The sequence below is a fragment of the Luteibacter sp. Sphag1AF genome, from assembly GCF_014192715.1.
GTDB lineage: Bacteria > Pseudomonadota > Gammaproteobacteria > Xanthomonadales > Rhodanobacteraceae > Luteibacter.
This window is the reverse complement of the sequence record NZ_JACHYH010000003.1, coordinates 322,626-337,393: the sequence shown is the minus strand read 5'-3', so window position 1 is coordinate 337,393 and position 14,768 is coordinate 322,626. Positions and strand designations below refer to the sequence as shown.

The window sequence follows — 14,768 nt, the reverse complement described above, 5'->3', positions numbered from 1 at the left end:
GACAACGGAATGGTTCGATATGCCTCGTCGGGGGCAGGGAGGCTTCAGTCTGCTTGAAGTGATATCGGCGATCCTTCTCCTGTCGATCGCCTTTGGCGCAGTCATGCATATCGCTGCGGCATCCATGCATCTCACCGCGCAATCGACCGCGATCAACCGCGCTGCGATGTGGGCTGACTCGGCAATGGAATCGGCAGGCCACACGGCGCCGCTTGTTGCCGGTACGACCGAGGGCCGTTTCGATGCGACGTATCGCTGGCGCATGGTCGTGACACCCGTAACGGATGGCGGGATCAAACCATCGGATCTGCATTTGTACCGCATCGACCTGGAAGTGATCTGGCGCGCTGGCAAGGCGAATTACACGACGCTGCGTGTGCAGGATGAGCCGCGTCCGCCGGCACCGGTTCCCCCCGCATGAAGCGGCAGGCAGGGTTCAGTCTTCTGGAAGTGCTCGCTGCACTGGCGTTGCTGGCCATTCTCCTGCTTGGTGTTTATGCAGGCATCCGCTCGGCCACACTCAGCGTGCAGCGCGGGCAGACGGCGATCGAGCGGCTGGATGCCGTGCGCGGCGCACGGGAGTTTCTCCGCCGCGAGCTGGCAGCGGCGCAGGCGTTGCCATGGAAGCTGGACGACCGGCAAGTTCCTGTCGTATTCACCGGCAGCGATACGGAAATCCGATTCGTAGCGCCTCTCCCCGGGTATCTCAACAAGCTTGCCCCGCAGGTGCAGATTATCCGCGTGGTGGACAATCACGACGGTGGGCATCGTCTTGAGGTGCTGTTCGCACCTGTACCCCTCAGTCCGCAGGCGTTGCGACCGGGTGCGCCGGAAGTGTTGCTCGAACGGGTGAAGTCGGTTCGCTTCGAGTTTGCATCGGCCAGGGCGGGCGAAGGCTGGGCGGACCATTGGGACAACACAGTTGCGCTTCCTGCTGCGGTGCGCATCACCGTGATTCCGGAAGATGGTGAAGCGGCATGGCCTGCCCTGGTGGTAGCGCCGCGACAGAGCGCCGGTGGCGTGAACGTACGTAGCGCGGGTCGCACCCTGATGCCGGATCACGCGCCATGAGGCACACGCAACAGCGAGGCGTGGCGCTGCTGGTCGTGCTCTGGGCCTGCACGTTGCTGGCCATTCTGGTGGGTGGTTACGCCGCCGCAGCACGCATCGAGGGGGAACAGACACGTTACCAGTCGGCCCAGCTGCGTGTTCGCTATGCAGCGCAGGCGGGTGTGATGCGGGCCATCTATGAAGTCTGGGGACACAAGGCTGCGCCGGAAGGCGACGACGAGCAGGCACCCGTTGTCCCCGGGCCGCCAGCGCGCTGGATCGGGGACGGACGTCCGTTCGGGTTTGACTTTGATCGGGTTCACGTGACGGTCACTGTCACCAACGAAGCAGGCAAGGTTGATCTGAACACCGCAGACGAAGCTGTGCTCCGCGCGCTTTTCCTGGCGGCCGGAGCGACAGCGGATCGCGCGACGCTTCTTGCCCGGCGAATTGTCGAGTGGCGAACCCCGGATCTGCCGGGTGCGGCCACTGCGCGCAGTGCCTATACGCAGGCGGGCCTGTCCTATGGCCCGCGACGCGGACAGATGCCCGTGCTTGAGGAACTGCAGGCGGTGCTGGGCATGGATCTGCCGCTATATGCGCGTGTTGAGCCCGCCATCACCATCTGGTCGCAGCGTGCCAGTCCCGAGCCTGAGTTTGCACCGGCGCTGGCGCTGGCCGCGTTGCCCGGCATGGACCTGGCGTCGGCGAAGAAATACATCCAGCAGCGCGACGCAGCTCCGCCCGGCACACCACCACCGCCGTTGCCGTCCGGTGTGGCGGTGGGTGGTGCTGACGGTGTCAATGCCGTGACCATCCGTGTCGAGGCGCGCGATGAGTCGGGCATACGGTCAGCATCCTCGGTCACGGTGCGCTTCGCGCGCCATCTGCCCACCCGCGTCGCCGACGTGCCTTTGTACCTCATCGTTCGCTGGCATGACGAAGAGCGGGCCTGACCATCCGCCCGTGTGCGGCTTGTGTGTCATTTCGGTAACGTGGGTGCAGTGAGGTTTTCATTACGCGGCGCCAGACTGGCTAGCAGAAATTCTTTCCTCCTGCACGGCTGTCCATCATGATTTCGATACGTCTCGCGCGCCTTCGCCTCCAGGGTCTGCGTCTCGCGTTTGCTCTTCGCATCGGCTGTTTTGTGGTGGTGATGGTGGTGGCTGCGGTCATCGGCATGCGTGCCATGAGCCGCGCTGATGATTCGCTGCGCATCCTCTATACCAAGCAGCTGGCCACCGCGAGTGTGGTGGGTCGGCTCATGGAGGACTATCGCTCCAGCGCCCAGGAGCTTGCCGAGTCGCTGGACATGAAGCTTCCGTCCCGTTCGGAGACGGCGGCTGCCAACATCGGCACGAATCAGAAGCTGGCCAGTCGCATGTGGGAGGCGTATCTCTCGGTGAGCGGCGGTCTTCCCGACACGGACGAGATGAAGGAATTCGCGTCGCACAAGGAAGCGCTGGACAAGTACCTGGACCGGATCACGCCGCAGCTCGCGCAGGAGAAGTACGAGGACGCCGCCCAGCTTCGTGACGATCTTCTGCTGCCGGTTTTCACCACGCTGCAAACGGACGCGGGCAATATCCTCAACAAACTTGCCGATGAAGGCGCAGTGCAGTTTGACGTATCAGCCACGGCACTGGCCCATGCGCGTCGCGATCTTCTGGCCACGCTGGTGACGGGCTTCCTGCTGGCCCTCGCCCTGGATGTCATGGTGCTTCGGCGCGTACTGAATGGGCTGGCACGTGCGTCCGAGGTGGCACGTGCCATCACGGCCGGACGTCTGGGTCATCGGCCTGTGAATGCCGTGCAGGACGAACTGGGCATGCTGTCGTTGTCGTTGGGCGACATGGATACGAGCCTGACCCACATCGTGCACGAGATGGGCGCCAGTGCGTCCACGGTGCAGTCTGCATCGACGCAGCTCAGCGATGGCAGCCGCGAGCTTGCCGAGCGCACGCAGAGTCAGTCGGTGGCATTGCAGCAGTCATCCGCGCAACTGGCAGGCCTCTCCGGCGCCGTGCGGCATCACGCGTCACTCAGTCGCTCTGTCGATGACGAAGTGGCGTCGGTCGCTGTCAGCACGCAACAGGGCAAGGACGTGCTTGAAAGGACGATCCTGGCCATGTCGGACATTCGCGCGGGCAGTTCCCAGATCCGTGACATCGTCGGCGTGATCGAAAGCATCGCCTTCCAGACCAACCTGCTGGCATTGAACGCGGCCGTTGAAGCTGCCCGGGCCGGAGAGCATGGCCGGGGCTTTGCGGTGGTGGCGCAGGAGGTGCGCAACCTGTCGCAGCGGTGTTCGTTGTCCGTGCGCGACATCAAGGCGGTGGTGTCGGAAAACGACGAGCGTGTGCTCGCAGGATCGGCGCTGGCGCAGGAGTCCGGGCAGGCATTCGAGGACATTGCGCGCGGCTTCGGGCGCATCGCGGCGCACATCTCCACCATCGCGCAGGCCAGTGGCGATCAGGCCCAGGCGTTGTCGCAGATGGGTGACGCGTTCGACCAGCTCAACGTCATCACGTCGCGCAACGGTGACCTGGTGGATCGCATCCGCATGGCCTGCGTGGTGCTTGAGGAGCAGGCATCCGGTCTGGCCGGGCGCGTCGCTCATTTCAGTTTTGACGACGAAGACGACGTGGCGCAGGCGGCCTGAGGCTCATCGTGCACAAAAGAAGGCCGCCCACCGGGCGGCCTTTTTCGTTCAGCGGTGCGTGCGCAATTACAGCTCGATCACGTCGAACTGAACCTGCGGCGATACATCGGCGTCGTAATCCACGTCGGTGCGGCCGAAGCCGAACAGGCGCAGGAAGTCGCTCTTGTAGCCGGCATAGTCGGTCAGCTCAGACAGGTTTTCCGTGTTGACGGTGGGCCACATGGCCTTGCAGGCGTCCTGCACGTCGTCACGAAGCTCCCAGTCGTCCAGACGCAGGCGGTGCTCGTCGTCGGTGGCGGCCACGGCGCCGTCCTTGCGGTAGAGCGAGTCGCGGAACAGACGGTTGATCTGTTCGATGGTGCCTTCGTGGATGCCCTTTTCCTTCATGATGCGGAAGGCCATCGACACGTAGAGCGGAATCACGGGGATGGCAGCGCTGGCCTGAGTGACCACCGACTTCATCACGCCCACGTGCGCGTCCAGCCCCTTGGCCGCGAAGCGCGAGCGCAGGTCGGCGGCGGTGTTGTCCAGATGCTGCTTGGCGCGGCCAAGCGTGCCGTGCCAGTAGATCGGCCAGGTGATCTCGGTGCCCACGTAGCTGTATGCCACGGTGCGCGCGTTGTCGGCGAGGACGCCGGCATCGTTCAGTGCGTCGATCCACAGCGCCCAGTCTTCGCCACCCATGACGGTGACGGTATCGGCGATTTCCTGCTCAGTGGCGGGCTCGACGGAGACCTGCACCACGGTGTCACGGTTGGTGTCCACCGAGGAGGCGGTGAAGGTTTCGCCGATGGTCTTCAGCGACGAGCGCACCAGTTCGCCCGTGGTCGGCAGCTTGCGCACGGGCGAGGCGAGCGAATAGACGACCAGGTCGATCGGGCCGCCCATTTCTTCCCTGATCATTTCGATGGCGCGGGCGCGGGTCTCGTTGGAGAACGCATCGCCGTTGATCGAGCGGCTGTACAGGCCTTCGGCCTTGGCAGCCTTGTCGAAGGCAGCCGAGTTGTACCAGCCGGCCGTACCGGTCTTGGTGTCGCTGGAGGGCTTCTCGAAGAAGACACCCAGTGTGGCGGCACCGTAGCCGAAGGCGGCCGTGATGCGCGAAGCCAGGCCATAGCCGGTGGACGCGCCCACCACGAGCACGCGCTTGGGACCTTCGCCGGTCGCGCCGCTGGCGCGTGTGGTGGCGATCTGGTCGAGCACGTTCTTTTCGCAGCCTGTCGGATGCGCGGTGATGCAGATAAAGCCACGTACTTTGGGATGAATGATCACGGAGAGGCCCTGAGCGTCGAGACCGGGCATTGTAATAGGCATCGACAACATTCGCCGCCGTAGGGTGCTGCGGGCGCCGCTACCCAAGCCATTGCCGCCATTTTCATTCGACGCTGGGGATGATGGGTGACACTTCTTCAGTGGAAATGTGCCCATGAGCGAGGCTGGCTGGATCGCCCTGGTCGGCGTGCTTCTGCTCGCCACCTCCCTGGCCTCTGGCTGGATTCAACGCGGGCCGATCACGCCTTTCACCATCTACCTGATTGCAGGGGCCGTGGTGGGGCCGTCCTGCCTGGCGTTGCTGGATGTGGATCTGCGCCAGGGTGCCGGCTGGCTGCGGGAGGCGACCGAGGCCGGTATGGTCGTGTCGCTGTTCATCACGGGACTGAAGCTGCGCCTGCCGTTTTCCGATTCCGGCTGGCACATCGCGGCCCGGCTGGCGTGGCCGGCGATGCTGTTGACCGTGGTGGGCATGACGGTCGTGGCACATGTGTTCACGGCGTGGCCGTGGCCCGTTTGCCTCGGGCTGGCCGCGACGCTTTCACCCACTGATCCGGTGCTGGCCAGCCTGGTATCCGTGGACAGCGCCACAGACGACGATGCGCTTCGTGTCGCGTTGTCCGGCGAGGCGGGCATGAACGATGCGTCCGCACTGCCGTTCCTGTTGCTGGGTCTGGCCCTGATGACGGCGACGGACGGCCAGGCGCCATCGTCCATCGTGGGTTCGTGGATGCTGATGGATGTGGCCTGGTCGCTGCCGGCGGGCGTGCTTCTGGGTTTTGCGTTCGGTTGGGGTATCGGCTTGCTCGGCGCGCGGCTGAAGGCAGCTTCCTCGGACGTGGCGCCCAGCGACATGCTCGCGCTGGCGTTGATGGCACTGACTTACGCCGCCGCCGAGGCGTTGCATGCGTCCGCGTTCCTGGCGGTGTTCGCGGCAGGCATCGGTTTGCGGCGCGCCGAGGTTTACGTCGTGGGCAAGCATGGCGGCGACGAAACGCGCCATCTTCCCGCCGAGAAGACGGTCAATCCCAACGAACGCAAGTCTGATAACGCCGACAACCCGGCCCGCTCGGTGGGCTGGATGGTGTCCGATGCCTTGTCGTTCGGTGACACGCTGGAGCGCCTGATCGCTGCCGGCATGGTGATGGTGCTGGGCATCACTTGTGTCCCTCATCTGTCCAGGCAGGGACTGCTCCTGGCGCTTGTGCTGTTTGTGGTGGTGCGGCCGCTGGCGGTTTATCTCGCCACGGTGGGCACGGATACGCCGCGCGCGCGGCGTGTCTTGCAGGGATGGCTGGGTATTCGCGGCATCGGCAGCCTTAACTACCTGGCTTATGCGCTGACGCATGGCCTTCCCGGCAGCGTGGCCGACGAGTTCATCAACGTAGTGGTCACTGTGGTGGTTGCGAGCGTCGTGGTCCACGGAATGACCACGACGCCGCTGCTTTGCTGGCGACACAACAGGCTGCGCGCGAGGGGCCTCGCGCGCGACTGAAGATTACTGCGGACTGATCACCTGCACGAGACGACTCAGGTCGCTGCCGTCGCTGGCGGTGAGCTTGCGGGCCTTGTCATCCCAATGCAGACGGATGCTCTTGCCGGCACCCTTTTCGTAATCGTTGGTCACGCCATCGTCGTCGTACAGTGTGAAGTCGGCATCCTTGCCCGGGTAGACGCGGATGCTTGCCAGTGGCTGTTTCGTCGCCGTGCTGGGAATATCGACGCCCATCGGAATGATGGATCCGGCGCGGACGAACAGCGGGATGATGTCGATGGGAGCCGCCACGGTCACATGGCGACCGCCCGTGAATTTCTCGCCAGTCCAGTAGTTGATCCAGTCGCTGCCCTGGGGAAGGTATACGTCGCGGTGCTCCACACCCTGCTCCGTGACCGGGGCCACCAGGAACGCGGGGCCGAACATGTACTCATCGCCAAGATTGCTGACCTGCGGATCGTTCGGGAAGTCCATGTACAGCGCACGCATGAACGGCGCACCCGTGTCATACGTGTGCTTGCCCATGGCGTACAGATAGGGCATCAGCGTGTAGCGAAGCTTCAGGTATTTCACCATCACGCCCTCGGCCCCTTCGCCGTAGGACCACACTTCCACCTGCTTGCGCAGACCGTGCACGCGCAGGGTGGGCGTGAATGCGCCGTACTGGAACCAGCGGGCGAGCAGTTCCGGATAGTCGTCGTACTGGCCCACCACGTCGCGCGCGGCTGACGGATCAAGCAGCGGCTTGCGCTCGGGCGTGTGCTGCGCGGGCAGCGTCTGCCAGCCACCTATGTCGTTGCCCCAGTAAGCCATGCCTGAAGCCGTGAAGTTCAGTCCTGTGGGCACCTGGCGCTTCAACACTTCCCACGTCGGCTGGATGTCCGATGACCAGAAGAGCGCGCCGTTGCGCTGGGTGCCGGTGTACGCGGCACGGGAAAGAATCAGGTTGCGCTTGTTGGGGCGGTCGCGGCGTGAGCCCTCCGCCACACCCTGGGTGTGCAGCAGCGGAAACACGTTGTGATATCGGTCGCCCGAGCCGATGCTGTAGAAATAGCCATCGGGCACGAGATCGGGTTCGGTTTCGTCCAGCCAGAACCAATCGAAGCCTTGCGAGGCGATGTTGTCGCGGATCTTGCCCCAGAACCAGTCGCGCGCCTGCGGGTTGGTGCTGTCGATCAACGCACCTGCGCGGTCGCTGCGGAAGGGAAGGCCATCCTGAGGTTCGCCCTTGTCGTTCTTGAGCAGCCAGCCCTTTGCGGCCAGTGTGTCGAAGTAACGCGATGAACGCTCGAAGCGCGGCCATACACTGATGATGCTCTGCATGCCCTGCTCGTGCAGCGTGCGGTTCATGGCGGCCGGGTCGGGGAAGTATTCCGGATCAATATCCAGTTGCCCCATTTTGGTCCAGTAGAACCAGTCCAGCACCATCACGTCCAGCGGATAGCCGCGCTTGCGATAACCCGCCGCCGCGTCCAGCAGTTCCTTCTGCGACGCATAGCGTGCCTTGCTCTGGATGAAGCCAAAAGCCGCCTTCGGCGGCAGGGGCGTTACGCCGGAGATGGTGCGGTAACCCGCGTAGATATCATCGGTGTGATCGCCGGTGATGATGAAGAACGATACGCGTTCGCCCACGTTGGACTGCCACATCGTGCGGCCGTTGACGCCCGCGGTGATGCGTGTGACAGAGGGGTTGTCCCAGACGATGCCATAGCCCTTGCTGCTGACCATGAAGGGCACGCAGACGGTTTCGCCAGCGGGTGCATCGTAATCATGGCGGCAGTCGACCGTGCGTCCGCGGTAGTCGAGAATGCCTTCCTGGTTCTGCCCCAGGCCGTAGTAGTGCTCGTCAGCGGGTGCGTTGAAGCTGGCGCCCACGCGGAACGTCTCTTCGCCGCTGACTTTGTGCGGCGACATTTCCCAGCCCGTCATGTCCAGCAGCAGGGTGCCGTCTGGCTTGCGCACCTTCAGCGTTACGGGAGGCAGGGTCGGCGCGAAGTAGCGAGCCATGGTGTCCATCGGGCCGGGCTTCGGCTGCGCGGCAACTTCCAGCACGAGCCTGGCGGAGCGGAAGGTATCGCCCGATGCGCTGCTGTCGTGCGTCCAGCCTTTGTCGTCGGGTTTGCCGATGAAGCCATAGCCGGCGGGCGCAGCGGCCAGCTTTGCATCCGGGCTGATCGTCACGCGCACAACGTTGGGGGCGTACGTTTCGATCGAAACATGGCTTCCGTTGCGATCCAGCATGACCTGCGGCGCCGCTGAGGCAGCGCACGCTGCGAGGCCCAGCACCAGTGTGGCGATGGCACGACGTGCCATCGTTTCGTTCCTGCGACCCATTCCTGTCCCCTTCGCTATGGCGGAGAACTTCCCGCGCTTGAGCGAATGATTATTGCTGACAGGGCCGCGCTTGCCATCGCGCACATGAAAAAAGAGAAAGCGGTACGGTGAATTTCGTACTCGCTTCCATGGTGCGCCGCCACTTCAGCTGACGTCGCTGCCCAGGCGCATGTTGATCCCGAGTGCAGTGGCCAGCTCCCGCATGGGCTCGGCGTCGCGCGTCTGCGAGATGAAGCCCGCATACATGCCGTCGTCGGTTTCATAAGCCCACAGGGTGTAGCCGTGCTGCGCGAGGTAGTCATAGGCCACGGCAAACAGCTCGGGAGCATCGGTGTTTTCGTGGAACTCGTCATCGCTGGCATCGCCGTTCCAGTCGATGTGGATGTCCCAGCGCATGGCCAGTTCGTTGATGGCCTCGACCAGCGCGACCGTGTCGTCCGCTTCGATCCGGAAGCCGGAGCGCCAGTCGATGACCCGGGTCACCGCTTCCATGGGCTGAGCTTCGTCCGCGTCCGCCGTGGCCATGAAGTCGCGCCACTGATGGAATTGCTGCTCGGCCATGTCTTCGTCGCCGGGATTGATGAGCAGCAGCAGCTGCCAGACGCAGGCCTCTGTGGTGTCGCCGTTTTCCTCGTCGCCGACCAGTTCCGGATCAATGTCGTAATCGTCGTCGTAGGAGTTCATGGCGGGCTACTCGGAAGGGCGGGCGCTCCATTATCGCCGGAATGGCCGCCCCGAAGTTGCCAGAACAAGGCCTTGTCGAATGGCGACCATGCGGGCGCCCGGACTCCGGCCGCCGCAAGTGCGTCCCGGGTCCATTGATTGCAGGTGCGAAAGAGGCTGTAACGGCCGTGCGCCTCATAGAACGTGTCGTTGCTGGCATAGCTGCGGCCGGTGACCGGGATGGCGCGCCCGTTGACGTCCAGCGCAGTGCTTTGCCGGATAAAGCTCACCAGCGCGGCATAGGCTTCCGGGGTGAGCGTCAGCGCGATGGCGTCCGGGCCGGATAGGGGAGCGGTGTCGTATTCCACGTGCATCACGCTGCCGTCCAGTCCGCTCAGGGCGTAGATCGCCGTGGATGCCTTGAGGTCGGCCCACGTGGGCACGTTGAGGAAAAACGTGCGGTCGCCCCAGCCGACCGTTACCGTGTCGTTCGCCACGCCAGGGCGCGGCGGATAGAGCACGGTCCAGTCGGCCACGTCGTTGCGCGATGGCATGGTGAGACCCGCGTGCACGCCGTTGGTGGTCAGCCAGACGGTCACGCCTTCGGGCGCATCGCGCCACGCAGGGTGCACGGGCACGACGCCAAGAATCAGCGCGCCCAGCAGATATATGACGGGAAGTGCGATGAGCAGCAGGAGCAGTTTCGTCAGAAACGCCCCGATCCGGCTTGTGCGACGGCGGAGCCGGCCGGGGATGTTTCCTTGGTCAGGTCGGGTCATGAGCAGGCCGGTGCGATTCTTGCGTGCAAGGATGCTACACCGGCCGCTCGATTGCGCCGGTTACCAGTGGTAGCGCGCGCCCAGCGTGCCGCCCAGCGAGCGATAACGCTGCTTGCCCATCACCGATTCGATGGCCAGCCACACGGTCCAGCGGGATTGGTTGCGTGCTTCGAGTCCCAGCGTAACGGCGTGCGTGTGCTGGGGTGCGTTGACGGCAATGCGTTCGCCGTTGAACGCGAGGCGGTCCAGCGAACGCTGGCGGTAGAGCCAGTTCCATCCCACGTAGGGACGCAGGGTGGTCCCCGTTGCTGTCGTTGCCTCCGCGTGCAGGCGCAGGCCAAGGCGTTGGGAGATGCCCGCCGCATCACGGAAATCGACGCGCGTCCCGCCCGTTTCGGTATGCCTGCGGCCATCCACTTGCGTGTGCACGACCTGTGCCTGGGGTTCCAGAAATACCTGGACAGACTTGCCGTGCGCCACCGGCAACGCATAACCCACTTCCACCGAGTTGTCCCACGTGCCGGCGCTATAGCGTTCACGCGGCAGACCCGATCCTTCCACGCTGGCATTGAAGTGCGCGTATTGCGACCACGCGTCGACATGGAAGCCCTGCACACCGGCAGGATCGGCGAACCATGTGGTGTATGCGCCAAACGCGGCGCCACGGACCTTGCCGCGTGCGGCATAGCCTGTGACCCGCGAGACACTGGAGGTATGTGCCTGTCCCGTCGAGGCCATCACGCCCGCGTAGCCGAGGCCGGTGTCGAATCGCCAGAGGTCCTGACCCAGCCGCAGCGACCAGGTGTTGCTGGCGGCACGCAGCTGGCCGTGCGTGTCGTAGGTGGCATGGTCGTGCTCCACGCGTCCCCACGCGCCATTGACTTCCACTTCGCCGCGCCGGTCCCGCAGCGTGGTGTGAAACAGGCTGGTGAGCGCGCGCTGGTTTGCGTGGTATGCGCCGGCCTCCGGACGCAGCACGGGAGGCGGCGGGGGCGGCGGGTTTTCTTCGTCGTTGTCGTTGTCGCTTTCGTCAGGAAGCGGCTTGATCGTGGGGGCTGCGGAGTGGAGGTACCAGTCGCCCTCCCATGCCGAGCCATCCGCGCCACGGGATAGGAAGTACTCGTACGGTCCTGCTACCACGCGACGGGCGAGGGTGAAGTTGCCGCCCGACTGACCATCCACGTCGATGACCCGGATGCCATGGGTGGTTTGCCCGCCCTGGCCCGAACTTGCCTGCACCAGTACGCCGGTCTCGCCGGCCGTGTCGCCTTCGATGTGCAGGACGTTGGTTCGGGATTCGTCGCCCCCGAGTTCGGCATGCATATATATAAGTGCAGCGTTGGCCGTGTAGTTGCCGCGCACGGTCAGGGTATGTGGCTGACCGGCCTCCGGGCTGGCGAACGCGATGGCGGCATGGTCGACGTGCAGTCGATCCACCTGCGCGTCGCCCGTCATGCTCCACCGGCTGCCTCCGCCGAGGGCGGTGTTACCGAGGATCGTGCTGGTGCCGGTCCAGTGGGAAGTGGCGTCCAGCGTGAGGTTGACCCTTTCGGCAGCGGGCAGGGGATTGCGCGCAATGATGTCGCCGATGGCGGAGGTGTTGTCGAAGTGGACGGGGAGGGCTGTGTCAGCGTGTCCACTCACTGCCAGCAGCACGCCGTTTCCGCCAGAGATCAGGCTGCCGGAGGCGCGGATGCTGTTTGCCGAAGTGGCCACGAGCGCGCCGTAGCGCTCGCTTTGCACGGTGCTGTCGCGAAGGTCCAGTGAGCCGTCGCGTCCGATGGCCACTCCCCACGAGCGTTCTCCGCGCGTCTGCACCTCGGTGCCCTGCACGTCGATGACGCTGGCGGACGAGGCAAGGATGCCCGGGGCGGTATTGCCTGTGGTGAGGATGGACGACGAACGGACGGCAACCGTGCCGGTGTCGTACAGCCACAGGCCTGTGGCCCCGTTGCCGTTCGTCTCGACCGAGGTTCGTTCCAGTGCCAGTGACGCGAAACCGTCGTTGGCGTTGATGCCGTAGGCATAGGCACCGGTTGTGTGGATGGTGGTGGAGTCCAGATCAGCGGATGCCCCATTCAACAGATAGATGCCTTCGGCAGCCTCGCCTGTCGTGCTGATGCTGCTTTGCCTCAAGGTGAGGTGCGAGCCGCTGCCCGTGATGTCTGCGCCATACGCCTGATTGCCGTCGGTCTGGATGCTGACCTGTTGGGCGTAGCCCTGCGACCCGGCAGTCAGGGCAAAGCCGTGGGAGCTCTTGCCCTGGGTGTAGATGCTGCCGCCGCGCATGTCGGTGCTGGCGCCGGCGGCGCTCATGATCCCTGAGGAGTAGTCGGCCCACGTCTCGATGTGCGTAGCGGCCAGCTCCACCCGCACGGGGGCGTTGTCGCCAAAGAGCGATCCGGCGACAACGCCGTGTGCCGAGGTGCCATGCGTGATGAGCGAGGTGCCGCGCAGTATCGCGTGGCTGCCTGCATGCTCAACACGCAGCGCATTGGCCTGCACGCCGTGGCTTTCAAACACGAGCGTGCCTGCCCGGATGCCTCCTCCGTTCAGAACGTGGACGGCGTGGTTGCCGTTGCCATGGACCCACGTGCCTTCAAGCGGAGCATGGCGTTTGCCATCAATGACCAGCGGTTCTTCGTTGATGGGCGGCTCGCTGGCGAAGCAGGGTAGGGGTGCCAGTGAAAGCACAATGGCTCGGGCCAGTGTCCGGTAGTGCGGATAGATGCGTCGCATGATTCGTCCCTGTGTGAAGTGCGCTGCAAGCTAAAGCGCCACTTCCCGTTGACGAATACGACTAGTCTGAAAAAAATCACTATTTAATGGCGATGCGTGGCGAAGGTTGTCACCTTTGGATTGCGAAGGGTTTGGTTGAAGGAGGCGAAGGCCACCTGCAGGGTCATCCTTCTTCGACGCCTACCCGCAGCAGGAGCTTGCCCCGGTGGCTGCCATCGAACAGGCGGTTAAGCACCACTGGCGCGTTTTCCAGCCCATCCTCCACGGTCTCTTCGGCCTTGATGCGCCCCTCGCGCACCCAGTTGGCCAGGTCGCGTGCGGCGCGCTCGGGCTCGGCATAGTCGAAGGCCAGGAAGCCGCGCACGATCAGGCGTTTGACGATGATGATGCTGTAGTCGTCGGCAGGCTTTTCAGCGCTGTTGTAGCCGGCGATCAGGCCGCACAGCGCCACCCGTCCGCCAAGCACCATGCGCTGAAGCACCGCACGCATCACCGGGCCACCCACGTTCTCGAAATTGACGTGGACGCCGTCAGGCGTGGCTTTGGCCAGTTCGTTTTTCCAGTCGTCTGCCTTGTAGTCGACGGCGGCATCGAAGCCCAGTTCGTCGATGAGGTATCGGCATTTTTCCGGACCACCGGCAATGCCGACCACGCGGGCGCCGCGGATCTTGCCGATTTGCCCGGCAACGGAGCCAACCGATCCCGCGGCAGCCGACACCACCAGCGTTTCGCCGGGCTGCACCGGGGCAATGTCGGTCAGTCCGTAATAAGCAGTCATGCCACTGAAGCCGCATGCGCCCAGCAGCGTGGGTAGCGGAATGCCCGACTGCGCGGGCAGTCGGGTGAAGGGCGTGCCCTCATCGGAGGCGATGACGTAGTTCTGCCAGCCCACCAGGCCCTGCACGAGGTCGCCTTCGGCGTATTTCTTCGAGCGGGAGGCAACCACCCGGCCGAGCCCGAGGCCGCGCATCGTCTCCCCGATGGCAACCGGAGGCATGTACTGGGGTTTATCGGTCATCCACACCCGGTTGGTGGGGTCCATGGACAGATAAAGGACCTGGATCAGCGCCTGGCCGTCACTGAGTGCGGGAACGCTGCTTTCGACGAGGTCGAAATCTTCGCGTTGCACCAGTCCCTCGGGACGTTTTTTCAATCGCAACTGACGGTTAATGAGCACGGCATGGCTTCCCGGCACGGTCAGAACATGTACCTATACCAGCAAATCCGTCATGCGCCAGGTGAAGAGCCGGAGGTCCGGAGAAGGTTTTTAACCTCAAATGACCCCCAACAGACGGATATTTCGGGAGTTTACCCCCCCTCTCATGGTATATAGGCAGCCGCGGTGATTAGCCGTGGAATACGCGCCAGCGGCGTGTGTACACACGCCGCGCTTGTCCATTTGAAATATTTTGAGGAGCCACGATCATGCAGAAACTTTCGACCTTCGCCCTGGCCCTGGTTGTGGCCGCGCTTCTGGCCGGTTGCAACAAGTCCGAAGACGCCGCTCCGGCGTCGACCGCTCCGGCCGCTGCTTCGACCGCTGCCCCGGCTGAAGCTTCGACGGCTGCCGCTCCGGCTGCCGCTTCGACGGCTGCTCCGGCTGCTGCTTCGACCGCACCGGCTGCTGCTTCGACGGCTGCTCCGGCTGCCGCTTCGACTGCCGCTCAGTAAGACCTGAGCCCGCTGGCGCTTCGGCGTCGCGTGGGTTCTTGCTGTACTCAGGGACCGGCCGGTACTTCCGGCCGGTTCCCGCCAACGGCGACTTGAGGCACGA

The 14,768-nt window shown here is 64.2% G+C and carries 12 protein-coding genes; 6 read left to right on the top strand and 6 right to left on the bottom strand.

The genetic code is table 11. The features are described from left to right. The first annotated feature begins 19 nt into the window (after window positions 1-19). From FHW69_RS11040 to FHW69_RS11025, 4 genes are all read left to right on the top strand, one after another. Complete coding sequence (locus FHW69_RS11040; RefSeq protein ID WP_183423103.1) at window positions 20-421, top strand: type II secretion system protein; 402 nt, start codon at window positions 20-22, stop codon at window positions 419-421. Next, window positions 418-1,071: a prepilin-type N-terminal cleavage/methylation domain-containing protein gene (locus FHW69_RS11035; protein WP_183423102.1), complete on the top strand. Its 654-nt coding sequence runs from the start codon at window positions 418-420 to the stop codon at window positions 1,069-1,071. Before FHW69_RS11040 ends, FHW69_RS11035 begins: the two co-directional genes overlap by 4 nt. Continuing rightward, window positions 1,068-2,006 (top strand): type II secretion system protein GspK, encoded by a 939-nt coding sequence (locus tag FHW69_RS11030; RefSeq protein ID WP_183423101.1) that lies wholly within the window; start codon window positions 1,068-1,070, stop codon window positions 2,004-2,006. The genes FHW69_RS11035 and FHW69_RS11030 overlap by 4 nt, the downstream gene beginning before the upstream one ends. A 116-nt stretch (window positions 2,007-2,122) precedes the next feature. Continuing rightward, window positions 2,123-3,712, top strand: coding sequence for a methyl-accepting chemotaxis protein (locus tag FHW69_RS11025; RefSeq protein WP_183423100.1), 1,590 nt, complete (start codon window positions 2,123-2,125; stop codon window positions 3,710-3,712). Window positions 3,713-3,778: 66 nt separating this feature from the next. Here the strand turns inward: FHW69_RS11025 and fabV are convergent, their stop codons facing one another. Further along, window positions 3,779-4,984 carry an enoyl-ACP reductase FabV gene (gene fabV / locus FHW69_RS11020; RefSeq protein WP_183423250.1) on the bottom strand — a complete coding sequence of 402 codons (1,206 nt, stop codon included), beginning with the start codon at window positions 4,982-4,984 and terminating at the stop codon, window positions 3,779-3,781. 154 nt (window positions 4,985-5,138) lie between these two features. Between fabV and FHW69_RS11015 the strand changes: the two genes are divergently transcribed. Beyond that, window positions 5,139-6,479, top strand: a complete 1,341-nt coding sequence (locus tag FHW69_RS11015) for a cation:proton antiporter (RefSeq protein ID WP_183423099.1) — start codon at window positions 5,139-5,141, stop codon at window positions 6,477-6,479. A 3-nt stretch (window positions 6,480-6,482) separates the two neighbouring features. Here FHW69_RS11015 and FHW69_RS11010 read toward each other — a convergent pair whose 3' ends face one another. The 5 genes from FHW69_RS11010 to FHW69_RS10990 all read right to left on the bottom strand — a co-directional run bounded on the left by FHW69_RS11010 (window position 6,483) and on the right by FHW69_RS10990 (window position 14,171). Continuing rightward, the gene (locus tag FHW69_RS11010; protein ID WP_221195497.1) at window positions 6,483-8,792 is read right to left on the bottom strand and encodes a glycoside hydrolase family 31 protein; all 2,310 of its coding nucleotides are present in this window, start codon (window positions 8,790-8,792) and stop codon (window positions 6,483-6,485) included. A gap of 165 nt (window positions 8,793-8,957) precedes the next feature. After that, complete coding sequence (locus FHW69_RS11005; RefSeq protein ID WP_183423097.1) at window positions 8,958-9,497, bottom strand: hypothetical protein; 540 nt, start codon at window positions 9,495-9,497, stop codon at window positions 8,958-8,960. Beyond that, a complete protein-coding gene (locus tag FHW69_RS11000; protein ID WP_183423096.1) occupies window positions 9,494-10,255 on the bottom strand; it encodes a TIGR02117 family protein in 762 nt (253 codons plus the stop codon). Before FHW69_RS11000 ends, FHW69_RS11005 begins: the two co-directional genes overlap by 4 nt. Before the next feature lie 60 nt (window positions 10,256-10,315). Then, window positions 10,316-12,994 (bottom strand): autotransporter outer membrane beta-barrel domain-containing protein, encoded by a 2,679-nt coding sequence (locus FHW69_RS10995; RefSeq protein ID WP_183423095.1) that lies wholly within the window; start codon window positions 12,992-12,994, stop codon window positions 10,316-10,318. Between the two features lie 163 nt (window positions 12,995-13,157). Further along, on the bottom strand, window positions 13,158-14,171 hold the full coding sequence (locus FHW69_RS10990; RefSeq protein ID WP_183423094.1) for an NADP-dependent oxidoreductase: 1,014 nt from the start codon (window positions 14,169-14,171) through the stop codon (window positions 13,158-13,160). Window positions 14,172-14,419: 248 nt separating this feature from the next. Between FHW69_RS10990 and FHW69_RS10985 the strand changes: the two genes are divergently transcribed. Continuing rightward, window positions 14,420-14,665 (top strand): hypothetical protein, encoded by a 246-nt coding sequence (locus FHW69_RS10985; protein WP_183423093.1) that lies wholly within the window; start codon window positions 14,420-14,422, stop codon window positions 14,663-14,665. Window positions 14,666-14,768: the final 103 nt, after the last annotated feature.